19 protein-coding genes are annotated in these 22,944 nt (G+C 46.9%); 10 read left to right on the plus strand and 9 right to left on the minus strand.

Annotated features, from left to right (window positions below; translation table 11 throughout):
* Positions 1 to 9: 9 nt before the first annotated feature.
* From trpB to AB1K83_RS03390, 3 genes are all read right to left on the minus strand, one after another.
* The gene (trpB, locus tag AB1K83_RS03380; RefSeq protein ID WP_413056744.1) at positions 10 to 1,161 is read right to left on the minus strand and encodes a tryptophan synthase subunit beta; all 1,152 of its coding nucleotides are present in this window, start codon (positions 1,159 to 1,161) and stop codon (positions 10 to 12) included.
* A gap of 341 nt (positions 1,162 to 1,502) precedes the next feature.
* Positions 1,503 to 3,566 carry an ATP-binding protein gene (locus AB1K83_RS03385; protein WP_413056745.1) on the minus strand — a complete coding sequence of 688 codons (2,064 nt, stop codon included), beginning with the start codon at positions 3,564 to 3,566 and terminating at the stop codon, positions 1,503 to 1,505.
* 52 nt (positions 3,567 to 3,618) lie between these two features.
* Positions 3,619 to 4,347, minus strand: coding sequence for a response regulator transcription factor (locus AB1K83_RS03390; RefSeq protein WP_413056746.1), 729 nt, complete (start codon positions 4,345 to 4,347; stop codon positions 3,619 to 3,621).
* Positions 4,348 to 4,595: 248 nt separating this feature from the next.
* On the opposite strand from AB1K83_RS03390, the gene qhpC reads away from it, so the two are divergent.
* The 9 genes from qhpC to AB1K83_RS03435 all read left to right on the plus strand — a co-directional run bounded on the left by qhpC (position 4,596) and on the right by AB1K83_RS03435 (position 15,072).
* Positions 4,596 to 4,913, plus strand: coding sequence for a quinohemoprotein amine dehydrogenase subunit gamma (gene qhpC / locus AB1K83_RS03395; protein ID WP_413056747.1), 318 nt, complete (start codon positions 4,596 to 4,598; stop codon positions 4,911 to 4,913).
* Positions 4,914 to 4,925: 12 nt separating this feature from the next.
* Positions 4,926 to 6,539, plus strand: coding sequence for a quinohemoprotein amine dehydrogenase subunit alpha (gene peaA, locus AB1K83_RS03400; RefSeq protein ID WP_413056748.1), 1,614 nt, complete (start codon positions 4,926 to 4,928; stop codon positions 6,537 to 6,539).
* 141 nt (positions 6,540 to 6,680) lie between these two features.
* Complete coding sequence (locus AB1K83_RS03405; protein WP_413056749.1) at positions 6,681 to 8,000, plus strand: radical SAM protein; 1,320 nt, start codon at positions 6,681 to 6,683, stop codon at positions 7,998 to 8,000.
* A 15-nt stretch (positions 8,001 to 8,015) separates the two neighbouring features.
* Positions 8,016 to 9,080 (plus strand): quinohemoprotein amine dehydrogenase, encoded by a 1,065-nt coding sequence (locus AB1K83_RS03410; protein ID WP_413056750.1) that lies wholly within the window; start codon positions 8,016 to 8,018, stop codon positions 9,078 to 9,080.
* A gap of 17 nt (positions 9,081 to 9,097) precedes the next feature.
* Positions 9,098 to 10,009 carry a hypothetical protein gene (locus AB1K83_RS03415; RefSeq protein WP_413056751.1) on the plus strand — a complete coding sequence of 304 codons (912 nt, stop codon included), beginning with the start codon at positions 9,098 to 9,100 and terminating at the stop codon, positions 10,007 to 10,009.
* A 16-nt stretch (positions 10,010 to 10,025) separates the two neighbouring features.
* Complete coding sequence (locus AB1K83_RS03420; RefSeq protein ID WP_413056752.1) at positions 10,026 to 11,018, plus strand: peptidase U32 family protein; 993 nt, start codon at positions 10,026 to 10,028, stop codon at positions 11,016 to 11,018.
* Positions 11,015 to 12,799, plus strand: a complete 1,785-nt coding sequence (locus tag AB1K83_RS03425) for an ABC transporter ATP-binding protein (protein WP_413056753.1) — start codon at positions 11,015 to 11,017, stop codon at positions 12,797 to 12,799. The genes AB1K83_RS03420 and AB1K83_RS03425 overlap by 4 nt, the downstream gene beginning before the upstream one ends.
* Positions 12,768 to 13,484 carry a S8 family peptidase gene (locus AB1K83_RS03430; protein WP_413056754.1) on the plus strand — a complete coding sequence of 239 codons (717 nt, stop codon included), beginning with the start codon at positions 12,768 to 12,770 and terminating at the stop codon, positions 13,482 to 13,484. Before AB1K83_RS03425 ends, AB1K83_RS03430 begins: the two co-directional genes overlap by 32 nt.
* 109 nt (positions 13,485 to 13,593) lie before the next feature.
* Complete coding sequence (locus tag AB1K83_RS03435) at positions 13,594 to 15,072, plus strand: aldehyde dehydrogenase family protein (RefSeq protein WP_413056755.1); 1,479 nt, start codon at positions 13,594 to 13,596, stop codon at positions 15,070 to 15,072.
* Between the two features lie 141 nt (positions 15,073 to 15,213).
* Here AB1K83_RS03435 and AB1K83_RS03440 read toward each other — a convergent pair whose 3' ends face one another.
* From AB1K83_RS03440 to AB1K83_RS03455, 4 genes are all read right to left on the minus strand, one after another.
* Positions 15,214 to 15,969: an arylamine N-acetyltransferase family protein gene (locus AB1K83_RS03440; RefSeq protein WP_413056756.1), complete on the minus strand. Its 756-nt coding sequence runs from the start codon at positions 15,967 to 15,969 to the stop codon at positions 15,214 to 15,216.
* 109 nt (positions 15,970 to 16,078) lie between these two features.
* A complete protein-coding gene (locus AB1K83_RS03445) occupies positions 16,079 to 17,074 on the minus strand; it encodes a hypothetical protein (protein WP_413056757.1) in 996 nt (331 codons plus the stop codon).
* Positions 17,075 to 17,133: 59 nt separating this feature from the next.
* Positions 17,134 to 18,039: a DMT family transporter gene (locus tag AB1K83_RS03450; protein ID WP_413056758.1), complete on the minus strand. Its 906-nt coding sequence runs from the start codon at positions 18,037 to 18,039 to the stop codon at positions 17,134 to 17,136.
* A 43-nt stretch (positions 18,040 to 18,082) separates the two neighbouring features.
* The gene (locus AB1K83_RS03455; RefSeq protein WP_413056759.1) at positions 18,083 to 18,991 is read right to left on the minus strand and encodes an AEC family transporter; all 909 of its coding nucleotides are present in this window, start codon (positions 18,989 to 18,991) and stop codon (positions 18,083 to 18,085) included.
* A gap of 267 nt (positions 18,992 to 19,258) precedes the next feature.
* Between AB1K83_RS03455 and AB1K83_RS03460 the strand changes: the two genes are divergently transcribed.
* Positions 19,259 to 20,566 (plus strand): globin-coupled sensor protein, encoded by a 1,308-nt coding sequence (locus tag AB1K83_RS03460; protein ID WP_413056760.1) that lies wholly within the window; start codon positions 19,259 to 19,261, stop codon positions 20,564 to 20,566.
* A 52-nt stretch (positions 20,567 to 20,618) separates the two neighbouring features.
* Here AB1K83_RS03460 and AB1K83_RS03465 read toward each other — a convergent pair whose 3' ends face one another.
* Together AB1K83_RS03465 and AB1K83_RS03470 are read right to left on the minus strand one after the other, a co-directional pair.
* Positions 20,619 to 20,945: a DUF5658 family protein gene (locus AB1K83_RS03465; protein WP_413056761.1), complete on the minus strand. Its 327-nt coding sequence runs from the start codon at positions 20,943 to 20,945 to the stop codon at positions 20,619 to 20,621.
* Positions 20,946 to 21,076: 131 nt separating this feature from the next.
* Positions 21,077 to 22,570, minus strand: a complete 1,494-nt coding sequence (locus AB1K83_RS03470) for a catalase (RefSeq protein ID WP_413056762.1) — start codon at positions 22,568 to 22,570, stop codon at positions 21,077 to 21,079.
* Between the last annotated feature and the right edge of the window lie 374 nt (positions 22,571 to 22,944).

The following is a 22,944-nucleotide window of genomic DNA, read 5'->3' on the forward strand; positions in this document are numbered from 1 at the left end:
CGGTGTTCCTTATTCATTCTGCAGCATTTCAAAAACTTGTTCAACGTCTTTGTCGCCGCGTCCGGAAAGATTGACCAATACAATGTCGTCCGGCGACAGAGTGGCTGCGTGCTTGATGGCAAATGCAACCGCATGAGAACTTTCCAATGCTGGAATGATGCCTTCCGTTTTGGAGAGTGTCTTAAATGCTTCCAATGCTTCCTGTCCGGTAACCGGGAAATAGGTTGCCCGTTCGGCGTCTTTCAAATAGCTGTGCTCTGGCCCGACGCCAGGATAATCCAGTCCTGCCGCAATGGAATAGGTGGCATCCGGCTCGCCGTTTTCGTCCAATAAAGTATAGCATTTGAACCCATGTATGACAGCCGGCACGCCTTTGGTCAAGCTGGCCGCTTCAGTCGGTTCCACACCGATCAAATCCACGCTCTCATCATTCAAATAATGGGCAAATGCACCAATCGCATTGCTGCCCCCTCCAACACAAGCAATCACGGCATTCGGAAGTCTACCTTCTCTTTCCAACATCTGGCGTTTGGACTCTTCGCTGATGACGGATTGAAAATATTTGACGATGGAAGGGAACGGGTGAGGACCTACCGCAGAACCAAGCAAATAATATGTATTTTCATAATTGGCCACGAGATCATTCAACGCTTCATCGACGGCATCTTTCAAACGGCCTTGCCCTTTTGAGACCGGCACGACTTTGGCACCGAGCAATTCCATCCGGAAGACGTTCAATGCTTGGCGTCTTATATCTTCTTCTCCCATGTAGATGACACACTCTATGCCGAACATCGCACAAGCGGTGGCCGTGGCGACGCCATGCTGGCCGGCGCCCGTTTCCGCAATGACGCGTTTGGCGCCCATCCGGTTTGCCAATAAAATCTGGCCGATCGCATTGTTGATCTTATGGGAACCGGTATGGTTCAAATCTTCACGCTTCAAATAAATCTTTGCGCCGCCGACCTGCTTCGTCAAATTTTCGGCAAAGGTGATCGGATTTTCCCGGCCGACATACTCGGCCAAATAACGGCGGTACTCGTTCAAGAAGGCGGGGTCCTGGATCGCTTCCTCAAATTGTTGTGCAAGATGATCCATCGCTTCCTGCAGCTCGGGCGGAATAAAACTTCCCCCGAATTCTCCAAAATAACCTTTTTCCATCAACTCTTCCTCCCTTTTCTACCATAAGTACTCCAAGTATAGTAGGTAGCTGTTGGCAAGTAAATAGGGTGGTAGGGAGATACTATGTCACAATTCCGACAATTATTAGGTGCGTTTCATTGATTAGGTTCTTGGGCAAAGGGGCTAGTATTCGCCAGCCGAGACTGGGCGCTTATATTTCATTTTAAGAAATCATAAGTGCACCGAGGCGATCATACTTCCGAAGTGACGCTTCGAGCAGCGCCGATAAGTCACCGCAAGCGATCATACTTCCGCACAACCGCTCATATTCCGTTGATTCTCCCCGTTTAGAAAGCGGGAATTCCTCCAATTTCTCCTCTTCAGCTAGACACCCCATCCGCATCCGTTGGAAAGGGGAGTGTGATGGTGAATTCGGTCCCTATGCCCAGTTCGCTGTGGGCTACAATGGTTCCTCCGTGTGCGTTCATCACTTCCTTGACAATGGATAGACCGAGCCCCGTTCCCGGCTTGTTCGAATTTCGTACTTTACTGACGCGGTAAAAACGGTCAAAGATATACGGCAAGTCCGTATCCGAAATGCCCCATCCTGCATCTTTTACGGTGATGACTGCATGTTGGTCCTGCTGTCTTACCTGGACAGCAATAGGTGTGTCAGGCTCGGAATATTTGAGGGCATTTTTAATGAGATTCATCAACGCCCGTTCGATATAGTGGACATCAATATTGAGCGGTGGTAGGTCTGGTTCAATATCGAATGCAATCTGTTCATAGCGGATAAAATTGTTTTTGATTTCCTGGAAGAAGGATACCGTATCGACTCGCTTGAAATGGAAAGGCTGCTCCTTCAAATCGATCCGATTCAGTTCGGAGGCATTCACCACCAGATTGTTGATGGAATCCAGATGATTTTGGATGCGATTGAAATACATCTCATAATCGTCTTCGCCGATCAATCCGTCCTGAATCGCTTCGATATAGCCATGGATGAGCGTGATTGGTGTTTTCAGATCATGTGCGATATTGGCGAAAAGTAGTTTCCTTTGCTGCTCCGTCTCTTGCAGCTTTTTATTTGTCTCGATGAGTGAAATGTTCAGGCGGACCAATTGCTGGGTACGTTCCGACACTTTGTCCTCCAATTGGCTGTTCAACGTCTGGTAGTTGCCGATTAATTTGTTAATCCGCTGGCTCATCGAATTGAAGGACTGGCTGACCACATTAAACTCGTGAAGTGATTGTTTAGGAATCACTGATTTAAAATTTTCATTTTGAAAGGAACGGATCCCGCCTAGGATCTCTCGGATCGGGTTTGTGAAATTGCGCCAAATGGCAATTGAACAAAAAATAATAACTAACAAAGTGAAAATCATGATATTGCGCAGGTGGCTGAAAATCGTTTGCTTATGAGCCGTTAATTCCCGGTCAGTCAAGCTTTTAATATGATCTATAATCCCCGCTTCAGGAATCGCAAAAATCAGTTTCCATCCAGAATGGTCAATTGTGGCGGACAGGAAAATTTTATTCAGACCGTTGACGTTCAGGAGGACAGGCTGTTCGTTTGCCGATATTTGTTGCCGGATTTCTTTTGTCAAGAAAGGCAGATCGTCATCCGCCTTGTCCTGATAGGCGATAAATTCATCATGTTGGTTCAATAATAGAGCGTAGGCGGATTCTTCTTTGAACTTCATATTAAGCAAATGGTTTAAGGCGCGGTGGGTCGTAATATCCGCGCCCAAAATGCCGAGTTCCTCACCGTTGCGGCCGGTAACTGGAGCTGAAATGGAGAACATTTCATGCCGATGAGTCAGGTCAATATATGGATCCGTCCAACCGACCGCATTGCTATCCGAGGAAACATTCGCTCCAGCAGTATAAAAAGTCTCTTTCGTAAAATCAACATCTGCCGTTAAAAAGCCATCCTTAATTTCCTTTGGAGCATCCATTGCCGGGTAAATACGCCACGCGGATGTTGGAGAAACATAATAAACAGCGACAATGGCTTTATTGCTTTTGACGATTTGTTTCATCGCTCCTTCAATGCTTTTTGTCTGTTCGAGCCGCTCCACTGTTTCTTCCGTTACGGGATAGACAGCAGTCGTTCCTGAATTGGAGGAATCTCCTTTTACTGACTCCCAATAAATACCGCTAATATCTTGTTGTAAATGGAGGGAATATCCTGGTGGCACAATGGACGATTCAAATGCCTCCAATAAAGATGTGCGCAATTGAAGGATCTGTTTTTTATATCCCTCCAGCTGAATGCTCGTCGCTTCTGCCTGTCTGGTAATATTTTCTTTATATAGATAAAGGACATACTCGCTGATATCTTCTTCAATATTTTCTCCTGTCACTGTGATGGAGTTTTTGGTGCTTTGAATGACGAAGTAGCTGATGATAACGAGCGGAACAAGTGAGAGAAGGAGCAAAGTCCATAGCATCCTGCCTCTGAATGTATAAAAGGATTTATGAATAAGAGTTTTAGCCTTTTTGGACAGACTCATTGAATTTATACCCTGCCCCGCGAAGAGTTAATATGACCTTTGGCTTTTTGGGGTCTTCCCCTAGTTTCTTCCGTAAATTCCCGATATGAACTGTCACTGTCTTCGTATCAATATCCGACTCGTATCCCCAAACTCTCTCCAGCAAATGCTCTGCGCTTAGCACCTGGAAAGGATGGAGCATGAAGAAATGAAGCAGTTCGAATTCTTTGGAGGAAAGCTGGACTTTTTTGTTCCGTATATAACAATCATGACGTGCGCTATCCAAGACAATTGAAGCTGATGTTAAAACGTTCCCCTCATCTAGAGCCGTATCTTCTAATAAAGGTATCTGGGATTCGAAATAACGGCGCAAATGGGCTTTCACTCGTGCGATTAATTCATTCATCCCAAATGGCTTCCCGATATAGTCGTCACCGCCTACACTTAGCCCAATGACCTTATCAATCTCCGAATCTTTACAACTCAAAAAAAGTACAGGCACGTTCGTCTCTTGGCGAATGCGTCGGCAAATTTCAATGCCATCCAGATCGGGGAGCTGGACATCCAGCAAGATGAGTTGCGGATTGACAGCTTTTAATTTCTCAAGCGCCTCTGTTGCATTGCTTGCCTCTTCGAAGTTATACCCTTCCTTTTTTAAATAAAGACCAATCAATTCCCGGATTTCTGGTTCATCGTCCACATGCAGAATAGTAGATTGATTCATCATTTTTCCCCCTTTTGAAGATGAATTTTTTTATTATGCCATAAACGGATGGTTCCATTGAATCCAAGTCCACATAGTTTCACTAGTTTACCATTGTCGGTATTCGCAATATTTCTCATCATATCAAAATACTATAATTCTGAAAAGTTGATATCTTTACTTTATTTTTACTTTCGCTTTGCTTTGATTTTACTCTACCTTGATATTCTTAATTTTGCAAAGGCTTACATTAAGAAAGGAAGGGTGGGCTTATGAAACATAGTAAACCGTTGAACCGCAAAGGGAAAATGGCCATGAGGCGAATAGAAGCAGGAGAAATTATGGACGTTGAAGGCTTACAATTGCCGATTGGCTGTACAACTGTCTTTGATCCGGGCTGGGAGGCGGACAGTTCGGGGACATCCGTAGCCGCCCTTTGCCAGCCGATGGAGCGTGATCTGTACGGCTGTTACGGAGATTGCTGGTGGGCAGCCCAAGTACCGGATGGTTTAACGAAGTATCCGGAATGGCATCAGGATTGCCCGGCTGCCGTAAGAGATTGGCAAAAATTGAAATTCATTGACGGGTAAGGGGGGATTCAGGTGATTCGCAATAAACGGACAATGATCGGGGTTATTTCATTATTGCTCGCTGCTCTTGTAATTGTTACCGCTTGTACAAAAGAAGAACCGCAGAAAGTAACAGATGACGAGGAAGTCAAGGCACCTGGGGTGAGCTTGGCAAATGAAGAATGGAGCGACACATTCCAGAATTCTTGTATAACATGCCATGCCGTGGGGGAAGACGGAAAGGTCGAGCGGATTAGCGACATCCGCAAAACACCGGAAGGATGGCAGGATACCATTACACGTATGCAAACGGCGTGGGGAGTTCAAATAACAGATGAAGAAAAGGCTGTGATCGTTCAGGAACTGAGCGACAAGAACGGTTTGACTCCCACTGAAACTGAAAAAGTCATGTACTGGCTGACCGAAAGCGGTTCAACAATTGAACCGGTTACGGAAGAGTATAACAAGATTGAAAAAAGTTGTATCGCATGCCATGCGGGAGGACGACCTCTTGCACAGTATCGTACCGAAGATGAGTGGATGAAATTAAAAGACTTCCACATCGGGATGAGTCCGGCCATGATTTATCAAATGCGGACGATGAAATGGGAAGAAGAGGCAGACCAGGTCCTTTCTTATATGGCAAGCATCCACCCGTATGATTCGGAGGATTGGAAAGAATGGAAAGACAATAAGGCTGATTATGAGATTACAGGTACATGGAGGATTGTCGGACATCAGCCGGGAATCGGATTATATAGCGGATACTCGGACATTTCTGAAAAGGGAGATATGTACTTTGAAAAACGGAAGTTGCTCATGTCCGACGAAAAAGAAACGAAATCCGAAGGGAATGTACGGAAGTATGCCGGGTATTCATTGCGCAGTAGCTTAACTGATGGCAATGTGAAAACCCGCGGCGTCTTTAATGTAATAGAAGATGGCAATAGAATTGAAGGCCGATGGAACGAGGTAAACGATAAAGGGATATACGCAGATGAAACGTATTATAAAGCGGACAAAACAGCTGTTTTGGCTACATGGCCAAGATCCATCAAAACAGGCACAACTGAAACGATCCGGGTGATTGGTACAAAACTGCCCGACAAGCTGACACCGGACAGCTTTGTTGCCTCTGAAGGACTGGTTGTCGATAAAGTTGAAAAGCAGAACGGTGATGACGTCTGGATTACAGTGACAGCTAAAGGAACTGGCGAATTAACGCTCGATTTGAAAGACGGTGAACAGCCGGTCAAAATCATAGCATTTGATAAAGTTGATTCCATCAAAGTATTGCCGGAGAGCGGATTGGCCCGTCTGAATTATACCGGTTATCAACAGAGTGTCCAGTTTGAAGCAATTGGCTATACTGCGGATCATCAAGAAATCGGTCCACTAAACGTCAAATGGGAACTTCATGAAGATAAAGAAGGAAACGAAGATTTGAAGTACATTGGACAGATCGATGCCCAAAACGGACTGTTCACGCCAGCAGTAGGAGGTCCGAATCCGGAACGGGTGTGGACTACCAACAATACGGGATACGTCACTGTCAAAGCAATTTATCAAGATGCGACCACTCAGTCTAACATGACCGGTGAATCAAAACTCTTTGTCACACTTCCAGACTATATGTACATCAAATAGAAAGCGGTGATTCCCATTATACAAACGGCAGATCAATTATCTGTGACAAATCAGCTCATTTTTGAAGTCAAAGGCAAATCATATGTGTTCCAGGGACTCAGTGGCTTTATCAGTGAAATCTCACCCCTTGGAAAATCGATTTTGGAAATATTGAAAAGTGGTCCGCTATCATTAAGCGAAGTAAGGGAGCAACTGAGCAGACAATACAAGACGGAGGAAGTCCAGTCGGCAATCGAGGAGTTGCTTCAGCAAGAAGTCATCCGGCTAAATGGCGGTATAGGGATGAACAGCCGGACTCCCGGCGTTCCGCAAGGGGAACTGCCGATCCAGACGCTCGTTTTCCATCTGGTGAATGAATGCAATCTCGGCTGTACGTATTGCTATGCGGGCGGCGGCGAGTACGGTGCTCCGATGAAAACGATGGATGAGCCGACTGCGGAAAAGGCAATTGATTTTCTAATTAAAGAATCCAAAGACGCGCCAAGCGTTTCTGTCATTTTATTTGGCGGAGAACCGACGCTCAATTGGAGGCTGTTGACCCATGTTGTTGAATATGGGAAAAAAGCGGCACGGCAGGCGGGCAAACAGATTGATTTTTCCATGACGACAAATGGGACGCTATTGAACGAAAGACGCATCGATTTCCTCGTCGAGCATAATATCGGCGTGTCGGTCAGTATGGATGGAGATGAAGATACCCAAGACACATGGCGGCCATTCAAAACAGGCCATGGATCTTATGAAATGGTCAATAGAAATGCACGCAAGCTGATTGAAAAGCATCGTACGAAACCGGTTGCTGCCCGAGTTACACTGACCAAGGACTTCCCGCATGTGAAAGAAACGTTTGCGCATCTTCAAGAGATGGGCTTCCATGAAGTCGGATTCGCGCCTGTTTCTGAGACGGACGAGGCTTTTATATTGAACAAACCAGAGTTATCCCGCCTACTTGACGAGTTTGAAGAACTTACAGAGATTTTTATTCGAGAAGCAAAAGAGGACCGCTATTTCGGTTTCTCCAATTTGGTGAATGTCCTAGTTGAATTGCATACGGGAGTCAACAAAAGCTACGGATGCGGGGCCGGTATCGGCTTTTATGCAGTCAGCCCCTCAGGCGACCTGTTCCTGTGCCATCGTTTTAATGAACAGGATGAATATAAGATGGGAGACATTTATCAAGGAGTGGACCGGAAATTCCAGAAAACGCTGCTTGAGTCGCTTCACGTCGATAACAAAACGACATGTTCCCGCTGTCCGCTGAAGCATACGTGTTCGGGCGGGTGCTATTACGAAGCGAAAGAGCGTCAAGGGGAGATCACGGCTCCGAATCTGCATTACTGCAACTGGATGTATCGTTGGTACACCATTGCGCTGAAAGCATATGTACAAGTCATGGAAGACAATCCGACGTTCCTTGACCGGATCGCCGGGCTGCCTCTTGACGATTGTCATGCCAATTAGAAGGGAGGAAGCGCAGTGAAGAGAAAATGGCTTATTTCGGTGCTTGCCGTTTTCCTTGTATGTAGTTTGAATGCTTCGGTATTGGCCGAAGAATCCGGGAAAACGAAAGAAATGCTTTATCTCACTGGTTATGAATATGTCTTTGCAGTAGATCCGGAAACGAAGGAAGTAACGGAAATTCCGGTAACCGGGATGACGAGGGATACGACTTTTTCGAAAGACGGGAGTAAATTATATGTTAGTACAGACATAAGGCAGAAAATTACTGTCATTGACACGGCCAAAAATATTGTTATTGATGAGCTAGATTTTACACAAGACAATTACCGTTCCCGCATCTATGGAATGACGGTAGATCCGGAGGGCAAGCTGCTCTACGCTATGACGATGCGCTCAAAAGTTGAAGGAGCAGAGTTGAAAACATTGCCTCCTGCCATACTCGTTATGGATATAGATAAGAAGGAGATTGTCAAGGAGATTGAAGTGCCCTACGGTGTCAACGCTCTGCAATTTTACGTGGACGGCAGCAAAATCGCTGTCTGGGGAAGAGATCTGTACGAATATGACATTAAGAAGGACACTTTGACATTACATTATGAGCTGTTCGACCCTGAGGATAAGAGTGCTGGCAACAGTAACTACCTCCAACTTTGGCCCCGCGATAGAGAGACTGACTATCTGGCATCCACAGTCAACTATGTGTACTATCCGGAAACAGGCGAAACGACGGAAGGCTTTGTTACATGGGATCTGAGAACGGGCGTTGTGGAGAAAATCGAGTACAAGGAAGAACCGATCGGCTTTTTCTCAGGGATAATTTCACATGACCGGAAAACGGCATATGGAGGCATGAACATGTTAGCCAAGACTGATCTTACGACTTTGAAGCATGATAAAGTCATCCAAACGAAGCTGGGAACGTCTTATGGCTTCAACATTAGCGGTGATGGAAAAACGATTTATGCCGGCGGAGGAGGTCCCGATGTCAACTTCTATGATGCCGAAACATTGGAATTTAAAGGAACAGTCGATTTGAAAACAGATGCGATGGATGTCCGTGTCGTACAAATAAAACAATGAATGGGAAGTGAAGCGATATGGAGTTGGCGCTCGCTGTCCAGGATGCAAAGCAACTCTCCCTGTTGGAAAACAGGGAGAAGCTTTCCCCGATGGAGCAAGAAACTATAGCAATCTTGGAAGAGAACATCAAACGAAAATTTCAGCTGACAGAACCGGAGCGCTTATATTTTGGATCGGAATTTTGTCAATATCGGATTGCGGAGCTGGCGGATGTCCAGAAAGCATACGAGTATGCGAGAGAAAGAGGGTACGCTTTTACATTTGTTACTCCGTATGTGCCGGAAAATGGTATGAAGTTGCTAATTCCCATCTTCGAATGGCTCGAATCACAAGAGGTCGCAGTAGAAGTGGTCGTCAATGACTGGGGTATGTGTTATGCAGTTGCCACAAAATATCCGAATCTACAAATCGTTATCGGCCGGCTCTTGAATAAGATGATCCGAGACCCGCGCGTCGCCCATTTATACAACCAGAAGCATGCACCGGAACGTGCAAAATCGGTGTTCATGAATTCTTCATTTGAAACGCCCTATTTCCGACAGTTCCTAGACCGAATGGACGTCAAGCGGATTGAATATGATTCGTTCATCCAGCCAATTGAAAAGACGGCTGACCGGGAAGGGTTGTCGACTTCGCTCTATTTAGGATATGGGGTCATTGCTACGGGCCGTTCTTGCTTGGTCGGAACGCTGCACAAGCCGAGGGAGGAAAAGTTCCAAGGGGATATCCAGTGCAAGCAGCAATGCTGCCAGTATGTCGCCCAGATGGAAAATACGAGGCAGCAGTTAGGCCAGCTGCCGGTAAAAACGATGCAAAAAGGAAACTCGGCGTTTTACCAGCAAACCGAAGAACTTGTCGGGAATGTCCTCGATTGGGCAGATGACATGCAGGTGGACCGTTTGATCATCAGCCCGAAAATACCGGTGTAAAAGGAGGGGAAATCGATTGAAAGTATTAGCACCTATCAGCCAGATCGAAGAAGTGGAGATGCTCGTCCATAACGGCGCGGAAGAATTTTATGCGGGATTCATCCCGACCAACTGGGTCCGTTCATTCACGAGCGGCGTCTGGATGAACCGCCGTGCAACACAGGCCAGTATCCCGGCTGTAGAAGAGTTTGCTAAATTGATTGAGAAATCGCATTCCTATGATGTCCCAGTCTTTATGACATTGAATGCACCGTACTATACCCAGGAACAAATCCCGTTGTTGCTCGATATTATCGGTGAGGCTTACAAATGCGGAACGGACGCTTTCATCGTTAGCGATATCGGCCTTATGATGGCGATTAAAGCACATTACCCAGATGCCGGCATCCATGTGAGCAGTTTGGCTGCACCGCTGAATAGTGAAAGCGTCAAATTGTATCGCGAGCTCGGTGCGGAGCGAATCGTCTTCCCGCGCAGCCTGTCACTGGAGGAGATGTCGGAGATCATGGATGCGGGCGGACGCGACCTGGAGTATGAGTTGTTCATACTGAATGATGGCTGCGTCTATGAAGAGAGCTTCTGCTTTACAACACATAACCAAGTCGGTGCTTTCTGTGCGACGCAAAACTGGGACTTCCAATTTGAATCGGCGGAAGATCGCGAGCTGTCTTCCAAGGAGCAGGAGAAACTCGCATCACATTTAAAAGACTACCAGGACTTTGTTTGGTTCACGCATAGTTGCGGGTCCTCCGTCTCGGATCATGGTATTCCGCTTGGTCCATGTGGATTATGCGCATTGCCAGACATTGCCGCACTAGGCATCGATTCGCTGAAAATCGTCGGACGAGAAGCGAATTCCGTCCGGAAACTGGCCAGCGTGCAACTCGTTTCAGATGTGGTGAAATCAGTACGTCGGGGGATGGAAAAGGAGAAAGTGCAGGAAAGGGCCATTGCCATCCGCAAGACCCCGGAATTCTGTGAATCCAAATATATGTGCTATTACCGATGATTCGGCAGCGAAAAATGCTCGGATGGCTCTGGCCCTTCTTTGCGCCGCACCGTTTCGTATTGGGTCTCGTTTTCATCCTTGCCATCATCGGAACGGCATTGGAGCTTTCCTACCCTTATTTATCGAAGGTGTTCATCGACGACGTGCTCATCCAGCCGAAATATTCGCTGAAGACCATCCTCTTGCTGACATTCGGATTGACCGTTTTTGGTATCGTCTTGCAACTGATCAATAGCTATATCTATTTGCGGACGACATTGACGATCATCAAGAAGCTGCGGCTGTATCTGTTCCATCAATTGGAACGACTCCGTTATTCATTTTTCGTTCGGACGAGGGTAGGAGACATCACGACGCGGCTTAATGGAGACATCAATATCGTCCAAGGGACATTGACTGACGGGTTGCTTCAACTTTGCATGTCTGTCCTAACGCTTGTTTTCATCACAGGCGTACTGATCTATTTAGACTGGAAGCTGTTTTTAATGACCTTGCTCATTTTCCCGTTTCTCATCGCTTCGCTTTTGTACTTTCGTCCGAAAATTACGAAAAAGACAAAAGATATTCGGGAGAATCAAAGCGATATCCAAGGTCATATGATTGAAACATTTGGCCAAATCCGCCTCATTAAATTGCTGCGGGCGGAAGTGGACAGGAAAGACAAGCTGGGCGTCAAAATCGATCAACTGAATCAAAACTCCTTGCAATACGCCATCATTGAAAGCGTGGCAGGGGGCATTCCGCGGATCATTACGATGGGCATGACATCAATCATTTTATTCCTCGGCGGGATGATGGTCATCGAAGGGAGCATGACGCTCGGGAGCCTACTTGCGTTCACGACGTATTTGGGCCGGTTCTTTTCCCCGGTGCAATCGTTGGCTGGGCTTTACATCCGATTTCAGAATATGTTCGTCTCCTTGAATCGGCTAATGGAGTATTTGCAGATGCCGCTAGAAGATGAGGGTGTGGGTGCTGCGCGTCCAAGGTTACGCCACTCCGGCCCGCTGTTCGAGTGCAGGGCTGTCGGCAAGCAATATGGGAAAGGTATGCCGGCTATATTCCGGAATGTAAATTTGACTTTGGAAAGGGATCGTTCATATGCGCTAGTCGGACCGAGTGGAAGTGGCAAAAGCTCGTTCATCGACTTGCTTGTCCGCTTGAAGGGACCGTCCGATGGAACTTTGTTATTTGAAGGACAGCCTATCAGTGACATACCCGTGAATGAGCTGCGCAAGCAGGTGTTCATTGTCGCGCAAGAAGTGGAAATTCTTCACGACACCGTGACGGAGAATCTGTTGCTCGGCCTTTCCGAGGAGGAACGGAAACAGATCACGCAGGATGAAATCATCCGGGTCTGTAAGGAAATTGGGCTTCATTCAGAAATAGAGAACTTGCCAGAGCAATATGAAACGGTGATCGGGGAACGAGGAAAAGTGCTATCGGGAGGCCAAAAGCAACGGCTGTCGATTGCCCGTGGCCTCCTCCGGAAACCGGCCGTCCTTATATTGGACGAAGCGACGAGCGGTCTCGACTACGAATTGGAGCGGGAGTTGTTCAAACGGCTACACTCCTGGCAAAAAGCGGAGACGGGCAGGATGCTTCTCGTCATCTCCCATCGCTTGGAATCATTGCAATGGGTTGACCGTTGGCTGGTGGTCCAGCAAGCTGCCATTTCGGAAGTAGACTCATATGTTGGGATGAGAGCCGTAGCGGATCATTGGAATGAAGGAGGAGAAGCGAATCGCCATGGTTATTGGGAAACAAGCAGAACGAGTTGACCCTTTGTCGGAGTTTACAGGAAAAGGTGTAAAAATCGCCGTTCTCGACAGTGGGGTCAATGTCTATCATTCGCATATCGATCAAGAGTTGGGAGGATTGGCTTTCCGAGTAAACCGGGAGGGCGGGATCGAGCTTCATGAAGACATCCGGGACTACCTTGGACATGGCACAGCGGTGACCGCGGTCATGCGTCAAATGGCTCCAGATGCAGAAATTCTTGTTGGAAAGATTTTTGATGAAAAGCTTGCTTGCTATCCTTCTGTCCTGGCAGAAGCGATTGACTGGGCGGTGGAGCAGGAAGTTCATATCATCAATCTGAGCTTAGGTGTAAACCGCAACCATCAAGTGATTGAAGAGGCGTGTGCTGCAGCCATTGAAAAAGGGGTTGCCGTTGTCGCCTCATACAACAAGCAAACTGGCTTGCTATGGCCTGCGAACTATCCTGGAGTCTTCGGGGTACGAGCAGGGGAAGTTCCTAGAATGGAATGGCAACTAAATGCTTTAAATAACTTTTCGGCATGTGGATTCCCGCGGGAGCTGCCGGAAGAAACGCAAATTTATAATATTCACGGGCATAGCTTCGCAGCCGCTCACTTCACTTCTTGGCTTGCTCGATTGTATGAAAAACAGGAAAGAAAAACCGTTCAGGATGCAATGTCTTACTTCCAACAATACGTCAGTTGACGGAACGCTCAAACAATTGGAAATCGGCGGTAGATCATTCAGTTATTTATCAAAATAGACACTCTATTTTGTTGGATAAAATAAATACTACACTTAGGGAGGAAATTACATGGAAACAACAATCGAATTGCATGCAAAGGTCAGAGAGTTTTTGAAAGGGACGAAAAAACTCCATATCAATGGACAAGACGTAGAATCCGTCACTGGCAAAACATTCGAAACGCTGAACCCTGCTACAGGTGAAGTGCTTGCGAAAGTGAGCGAGGCGGGTGCAGAAGATATAGATATCGCGGTGAAAGCGGCTCGGAAAGCGTTTGATGAGGGTCCTTGGTCGAAAATGAGTGCGGCGGAGCGAAGCCGGCTCATTTACAAACTGGCCGATTTGATGGAGGAAAACAAGGACGAGCTTGCCCAGTTGGAAACTCTCGATAACGGGAAGCCGATTGTGGAATCGTCGAATGCCGATGTCCCGCTCGCAATTGAGCACTTCCGCTATTTTGCTGGATGGTCGACCAAAATCGTCGGGCAAACGATCCCTGTTCCAGGTCAGTTCTTCAACTATACGCGACATGAGCCGGTTGGAGTTGTTGGGCAAATCATCCCTTGGAATTTCCCGCTCTTGATGGCGGCGTGGAAATTGGGGGCCGCCTTGGCAACGGGTTGCACCATTGTGTTGAAACCGGCGGAACAGACGCCGCTTTCTGCGCTGTATCTTGCGGGGCTTGCACGGGAGGCGGGCTTCCCGGACGGCGTTCTCAACGTGGTTCCTGGCTTCGGCGGTGATGCCGGCGCGGCACTTGTCGAGCATCCGCAAGTGAACAAAGTCGCCTTTACCGGTTCTACAGCGGTCGGAAAGTCGATCATGCGGGTCGCTGCAGATACGATGAAACGCGTCACATTGGAGCTTGGAGGAAAATCACCAAATATCATTTTGCCGGATGCCGACTTGTCCCGGGCAATTCCAGGTGCATTGTCCGGCGTCATGTTCAACCAAGGCCAAGTTTGTTCGGCAGGTTCTCGCGTCTTCATTCAAAAGAAAATCTTTGACAACGTGGTGGCGGATTTCGTCAGCCATGCCGAGAAACTGAAGCAAGGCCCAGGAATCAATCAAGACACGACAATCGGTCCGCTTGTATCGAAAAGACAGCAGGAGCGGGTAGTCGAATACATCGAAAAAGGAAAATCGGAAGGAGCCGAGCTGCTGACCGGTGGAAACCATACGGACAAAGGATATTTCGTGGAGCCGACCATTTTTGCCGACGTGCGCGACGAGATGACAATTGCGAAGGAAGAAATTTTCGGACCGGTGATCTCCGCTTTGCCTTTCGAGGATTTGGATGAAGTGATCAAGCGTGCGAACAACACGAATTACGGCTTGGCAGCGGGACTATGGACGGAAAATATTCGAAACGCCCATTACGTGGCGAACCGCCTGCAAGCCGGAAGCGTTTGGGTGAACTGCTATAACGTGCTGGACGCTGCTTCCCCATTCGGCGGTTACAAAGAATCTGGTTTCGGCCGGGAGATGGGTTCGTATGCACTTCATAACTACACGGAAGTGAAAAGTGTCTGGTTTAACTTGAGCTAATGGGGAAGGGCATCGTAAGTAAAACTAGGAAATGATGACAGAGCCCTCCACTTAAAAAGCGAGTATTCCGGTGCTAATGAAGGATTCAAAACGCCTTAATTTCTGCGCACTTTGCAGAATTTAAGGCGTTTTTGACTTGCTTTAGCCCTCCTTATCCAACACAATCCCAAATACCTCGCGTAACACTTCGATTTTCTCCTCGGGCGTCAGGGATCGATTGGTTTCCTGTCCGTCCTCCTTCACCTTCAATTCATGATCCGAAAGTGTGATCCGTCCCGACTCTGTGGCAATAGTAGCCAAATCTTCATGAGTGAACGTAGACTCCTTGGACACTTGGTTAAACACACAACCTTCATGAAAATCAATTAGTTCCTTGCTGTCCAGGCTAAATCGGTATAGTGTGCGCTTTGCTCCGTTTCTTCTACGCATCAAATCGAAAAATCCATCTTCTTGTGATTCCACCCAGAATGTCCCGCTTGGGTTCGTCCGCTCCGTGCCGTCCAAGGGAATCGGCTGGACTGTGGAATCGCCGAACCCGACGTCGACCAAGTAGGGCTGTCCCATTTGAACGATAAGTGCCGCATGCGTATCGGCTTTCGCCCATTGCCCGTTCGGCCTGCAGACTGTGGCGGCAATCAGGTGTGCCTCGTAGCCAAGTTCATTCAAAAGCCAATGGAATAGGCCGTTCAGTTCATAACAATAACCGCCACGTCTTGCGGTGACGAGTTTTTCATAGATGGTTTTCACATTCAGATAGATGGGCACTTTTCGGATGACGTCCAAATTCTCAAACGGAATATGCCGCATATGCAGAAATTGTAATTCAGTCAAGTTTTCGAGCGAAGGTTTCATTAAATGGGCGGCTTTAAATCTCTTTAAATAATCCGTGGTCTCCATGAGTTTCCCTCCTTGCTGTTCCGGAAGTTCCTGTCCACTTCCGCCTAAAAAAATAAAAAAAATAGCATACGATCACATTGTGATTGTATGCTATTTCACTTACCCTTCTTTAGTTGAAATAAGCCTTAACGTCTTTCGTCACTTCTTCAGGAACTTTCAAGCAAAGTGGTTCCTGATGCAAATAGTTGAAGACATTCATATCGCTCGTTTCCAGCATGCCCGTCGTCATCCGCGGAATCATCCGGACATGGACCCGCTCGTTTCCGCCGTCTGTCATTGGAATGAAAAGCCCCAGGTTGAAGCTGGCGAGTCCCACTTCACCGTAATATTTGAAGAATCGTGTGACGCTCTCCGCGAGATCTTTCCACGCTTCCTCAGTCAAGTCCTTGATGGAAGCTGCATCGAAAACACCGATGAAGTCGACGTGGCTTTTTGGCGCATAGGCATGCACCCAACTGATCGATCCGACTTTTCCGATAAAGCGTTCATCCCGCTTCTGTTCTTCTTCCAACAATTCCGCCAAGCGGTTATCGCCACTCTCCATAATCCGCTGATAGTTCGTCGGATGTTCGGAAGCGAGCACATGGATATGCGGATGTAGAATACTGCCGCCAGAAGGAGGGAGGTAGTTCCAGTTGATGGACGCGTACTTCGTGTCGGCATCGGACTCGGCTACCTTTTCCAAATAGGCAAAAGCCGCAGAGAAAGCATCCGAAATAATTGGCACGGTGAACTCGTCCAATTTCACGTAATGCTGGTCGCACATCCGGACGACGGCATTATGCTTGCTATATGGAAACAGATTCGGAAAAGCGACTGCTTCATTCTTGATCAATCTTCCGCCTTTGACCAGTTCCTCCGGAAACCGGGGTGTGAAGGACTCTACATTCTCCGGACAAAACGGACATTTGGCCCCTTCCGTTTCCTTCCCGAGCGCTTCATAATCAGGCGGCGAGAAAGGCGCGCCCGGATCAAAAATGATGCGGGATGTTTCTCCTGTCAACGGATCGAAACGGACTTCCGTTTTTCGGTCAATCAATTTCCCTTCCTGCATCGGATCGTGGAATGTAAAAAACTCCTCTTTCGCTTCAAATGAAATCGTCATCTAGATAGTTCCCCCTTTGATCTTCACTCTCTTAATCATAACGATAAATGGCAGAAAAGTCAGCCATCACTTGTCCGAGGCTGGGGTTCGCGTGTCGTAAGGAATACTCCCAAAATGACAAACAGGCCGCCGATCACTTGGAACAGTTGCAGCGATTCTCCAATGAATAGCACTGCAAACACAGTAGCAAACACTGGAATGAAGTTCAGATAGATGCCCGCTTTATTTGCCCCTAACCGGATCACTCCCGTATTCCAGCAAACGAAAGCGACAATCGAAGCAAAAATACCCGTATATAAAATAGCTGCAATGGAATGCAAGGACCACGTGATAACGATGTCCGGATTCGCCGTTTCATAGAGGAAGAAAGGAAGCAGCATGATCATTCCGAGAAAGATGCTCACCAGAAAGGTCGGACTCCCCGGAAGACGCATCGAGTATTGCTTCACGAGCAGTGAATAGACCGCCCAGCAGATGACCGCGATAATGACGATCAAGTCTCCCTGGTTGAACGAAAACTGCAATAGGCTTTCAAAGGAGCCTTTGGATATGATGAACAGGACACCGAGCAGCGAGATGAATGTCCCGATCAGTTGGTTACGCGTCAACTTTTCTTTTAAAAAGAAAAAAGACAATATGTATATGATGATCGGCGTCGACGTGTTCATCAGCGACGCATTGATGGACGTTGTATAGTGTAGTGCCACGTAAATAAGCGTATTGAAACTTGCGACCCCCGTAATCGACATGAAAACTACAGTAGGCCAGTGCTCTTTCATCTGCCGCCAGTCCCGTTTCAGGGGAACCCATGCAATCGGAAGAAACAAGAGGAATGCAGTGCACCATCGCAAGAACGATAAGGTGAAAGGCGGCAATTCGCTCGAAATACCCCGACCGATGACAAAATTGCCGCCCCACAAGATGGTGGCAAATACGAGCAAGACGAACGGAGGAACTTTATTCAATGTAATAACCCCACTTCTTTAAATTGAAATCTACACCCCTCAATCAAGGCACACCCAACAATAGTAAAACGATGGGAACTGTGACCAAGCTTAGCAACGTCGTCACAAGTGTGCAAAAGGAAACCAAATCCGATTCCGTCCCGAATTGCAAAGCAAACATCGTCGTGTTGGCTGAAGCAGGCATCGCAGACTGAATAATGAGCACGGTTTTCAGCAAATCGCTGACCGGCAGAAAATAAAGGACGGCAGCCGCGAGCAAAGGGGAAAAGATCATACGGATGAACACGGTAGCGGAAACGAACTTATAGACGACCCGCTTTCGCGTGATGACCGCCAGCTGCATCCCAAGGACGAGCATGACAGTCGGGATGGAGGCGTCTGCAATGAGATGAATGCCTTCCATTAAAGAAGATGGGATTTGGATGTGGAGCAGCTGCATGATTACGCCAACGATCGCAGCGTAAAGCACAGGCATGCGGATGACTCGTTGAAACGAATCCTGGATAGTCGCTTTTTCGGAACCACCTAAAGAGGCGAAAAAGATGCCGAATGAGTTCATCAAAACCGTCTGGAACACCATCATAATAACTGCATAATCGAAACCGACCGCTCCAAGGGCAAACAGGACGACCGGAGCTCCATAATTTCCGCTGTTCATGAATACCGCCCCGAGAATCATTGCAGCGAACTGTGGCCGTGTCGATTTCATCATGCGCGATGTGATCCAGACGGTGAGGAAGAGGGCTCCCATTTGAAAAAAGCAGAAGAGAATAATGTAGAAATAATCCATTGTAATTTCATTCGCATAAAATGTCCGGAATGCTAAAAAAGGGGACATCAGGTACAGTGCCATAGTGGAAATGGTTTTGATATCAAAACCTATGAGCTTCTGCCCTACATATCCTGCAGCGAAAATCAGAAAGACAGGTAAAATGATCAATAATAATTCCAAAGCGGTTCAACTCCACAAATTCTAGTCCTAAAACTCTTTAACTCTATCATAATTAATAAAATAAGAAAATGCTAAAAAACGGATTAAATCAGAAATCTAGCAATACAAGAGAATTAAGACACTTTTGTTTTAAGACACTTTTAGTAATGTAGTGGATAAAAAAGACTATTGAAAAAAATCCCATATCAATTAAAATGGTTCAAGGTACACATAGGGCGATAGACTTGGTAAATTTCCAATTAGCATGGAAAAGGAAGGATGAAAACTATGGTGCGTTATTTTCGGAGGGCGAATTCATCCAATGAACTGGTAGCAATTACTGGCCTGTCACAAACAGTAGCCGGTGTGATAGACGTTGCGGACTTTCCGACAGTCCAAAAGCAACTTACGCTAATCCATCTCACGACGAAGGACTTGGGGTTGCTGAAAGGATTGAAACCCCATATCGAACCAATGGTTGCGACCGCGGTCAATGCATTCTATAAGGCGTTGGAAGTCGAACCAACTCTGATGGAAATCATTAAGAAGAACAGTAATGTGGATCGGCTGAAAGGCACGCTCCATACACATTTGCTTGAAATGTTTGAGGGGCGCATCGATGCAGCCTACTTACACCAACGCAAAACGATCGCACGCGTCCATGTTCATATCGGACTGGAGCCGAAGTGGTATATGGGTTCATTTGAACCGCTCTTTTACGAGTTTTCGGAGTATATTAAAACATTGTCGATCCCACCAGGGCAAAAGCATAAGCTGTTAGTAGCGTTCAATAAAATCTTGAACTTTGAACAGCAGTTAGTACTGGAGGCGTACGAAGACGAACTGGCCAACATCCGGCAACAAGAACAGAATATCAAGATGGGGGTCAAGCAAGAAGTGATCCAGACAGCTCAAGGTCTTGCCTCTGTAAGTGAAGAGACGAGCGCTTCTGTAGAGCAATTGGCCATCCAAGCGGAAACTATCAAACATTTCACATCCAAAAATGTAACGTTTGTATCAGATACCGAGCAAAAATCCAAGCATGGCAATCAATTGATTGCCGAACAAACGATACAGATGGATTCTGTCCAAGCGAGCATCACTCAATTAGTGAGAAAAATGGCAGAGCTGCAGACCTCTTCAAGCCAAATCCGGGAAATCGTCAAATTGGTGACGACCATTGCCAACCAAACAAATTTGCTCGCGTTGAACGCCGCCATCGAAGCGGCACGGGCAGGGGAGCAGGGGGCGGGGTTTGCAGTCGTTGCTTCCGAAGTCCGCAAATTATCCGAAGAAACGAAAGAAGCCATTGGAGGCGTGACGGGTCTAATTCAGCAGACAGATGAAAAGATAGTGGAAATGACAGAATCTGTTACCGAAATGCACCAATTAATTCAAAACAGTGCGGAGAATACGGAACAGATTTCCGAATCATTCCGGGAAATTGTCGATGCGGTATCTGGCATCCAGCAGCAAAGCGAGCAATCAAACGATGAGATCCAAACCATCTCGCAAATCTTGAATGAATTAAATGAAGTTATCGATACATTGGCGCAATCTTCGGATGGGCTGATCCAAACGATGGAAAACCTATAGAAAAAGACCAAGTCCCACCTTTGTAGTTCAGTACAAGGGACCTGGTCTTTTTCTATAGGTGAGCAATCCAAAAGACATGAAGGCCGAAAACCATCAAATAGAGAAACAGTGCGGAACCAAGGAAAAAAGCCAATAATCGCTTCGGTTCGATAGATTTCAAAAGCAGCAAGAGGATTAGGGGGAGGCCGATTTTGATGCCATAGAAATAAGCGATATGATGGTCGTAGAGGAAACGCATGAGAGGGTTGGCTTCTTCAATGTGAGCATGACGTATGCCGATGTCGGTGCTTAGACAGTCAAAAATCGCTAATGCTATTAATAGAAGGGCGGCCTTCCGCATATGGTCACGTGTGAAAAGCAAGCTGTAATCCGCTCCCATCGTATTTTCCTCAGCATATGGAAAGGAACGTCGGTTTATACAGGACCACGAACAAAATACAGGACGCCGGAATCTGACGTTAAACACGAAGCAAAGAAAAAGCCGTGCAACTGGTGCACGGCTTCAGAGCATTATTTTATTTCGACTGGATCCACCGCGACATCGCTCATCGGAATGCCCAACGCTTTTGCTACACCTTCCCCGTATGCCGGGGCGGCAAGGAAACAATGCTTAATGTGGCGGATTTTGATTTCCACAGGGGCGTCACCCAAGTTGCGGGCCGTATTTCCAAACAACGCCTCTTTCTGATCCTCATTCATCAAGTTAAACAGCTTTCCAGGTTGTGTAAAGTAGTCGTCATCATCTTCACGGAAATCCCAATGGGCGGCATCTCCATATACTTTTAAAGGCGGCTCTTTGAAGTTCGGTTGCTCTTGCCATTCGCCATAGCTATTCGGCTCATAGGAAGTCCGGCTGCCGTAGTTACCATCCACCCGCATCTGGCCATCGCGGTGGAAACTATGGAATGGGCATTTCGGCGCGTTAACCGGTATTTGATGGTGGTTGACACCTAGACGGTACCGTTGCGCATCGCCATAGGAGAACAATCGTGCTTGCAGCATTTTATCCGGTGAGAAGCCGATTCCCGGAACGATGGCAGCCGGAGTGAACGCCGCTTGCTCGACTTCCGCGAAATAGTTGTCCGGGTTCCGGTTCAATTCAAATTCACCGACTTCAATAAGAGGGAAATCCCCTTTATACCAAACTTTCGTCAAGTCGAACGGGTTATATGGCATATTCAATGCCTGTTCTTCCGTCATCACTTGGATATACATCTTCCATTTCGGGAAGTCGCCATTATCGATGCTGTTCAGCAAATCACGTTGATGCGTCTCGCGGTCATTGGCAATCAAAGCCGCCGCTTCAGCGTCCGTCAAATTTTCAATGCCTTGCTGGGAACGGAAGTGGAATTTCACCCAATGACGTTCATTTTTGTCATTGATCATGCTGAACGTATGGCTTCCGAACCCGTGCATATGACGATATGTTTTTGGGATGCCGCGCTCGCTCATGACGATGGTGATTTGATGGAGCGCTTCCGGAAGGGAAGTCCAGAAATCCCAGTTATTTGTAGCGCTTCTCATATTCGTGCGTGGATCCCGTTTGACTGCATGATTCAAGTCCGGGAATTGCATCGGATCCCGGAAGAAGAAGACGGGCGTATTATTGCCAACCAGATCCCAGTTACCTTCTTCCGTGTAAAACTTCAACGCAAACCCGCGGATATCGCGTTCCGCATCGGCCGCGCCGCGTTCGCCCGCTACCGTCGAGAAGCGTGCGAACATATCCGTTTTCTTCCCGACTTCGGAGAATATTTTCGCTTTCGTATATTTCGTAATATCGTTCGTAACGGTAAATGTCCCATACGCGCCTGATCCTTTGGCGTGCATACGACGCTCCGGAATCACTTCGCGATCAAAATGAGCCAATTTCTCAATCAACCATACATCTTGCAATAATACAGGTCCCCGCGGTCCCGCCGTCATCGAGTTCTGATTATCAACAACCGGTGCTCCAGCAGCAGTCGTCAGCTTTTTTTGAGAATCATTCTCATTGTTTGTCATAAATAAAAGCCCCCTTAGAATTTTGATGTTAGGCTCAAGTGATTAAAGGAAGGAGCCACTTCCTAACTGCTAATACCTAAATTATAATTATTATCAACAAAGAATTCAACTAAAATGAAATTGATTTTAATAGTTATGGAAAGGGAAATGTCATGGTTAGGAAATTTAGAAATCCAATCGCTTAACAGTCGTGCCCCGCTCATAAGTTTCTTGAATCGCTCTTAATTAAATATTTCCAGACATGCGCTCATCGCCCGCCGCAACTTGCCTTTCCTCCTTGTATAAGTTTACCACATTTGGTAATCTGTTTTCATGTAACTTTCAAACAATCATGGGCTACCGGACTTATCATAAGGAGTCATTATAGAAAGGAC

The organism is Sporosarcina sp. 179-K 3D1 HS, from assembly GCF_047228905.1.
In the GTDB taxonomy this organism is placed as follows: Bacteria; Bacillota; Bacilli; order Bacillales_A; family Planococcaceae; genus Sporosarcina.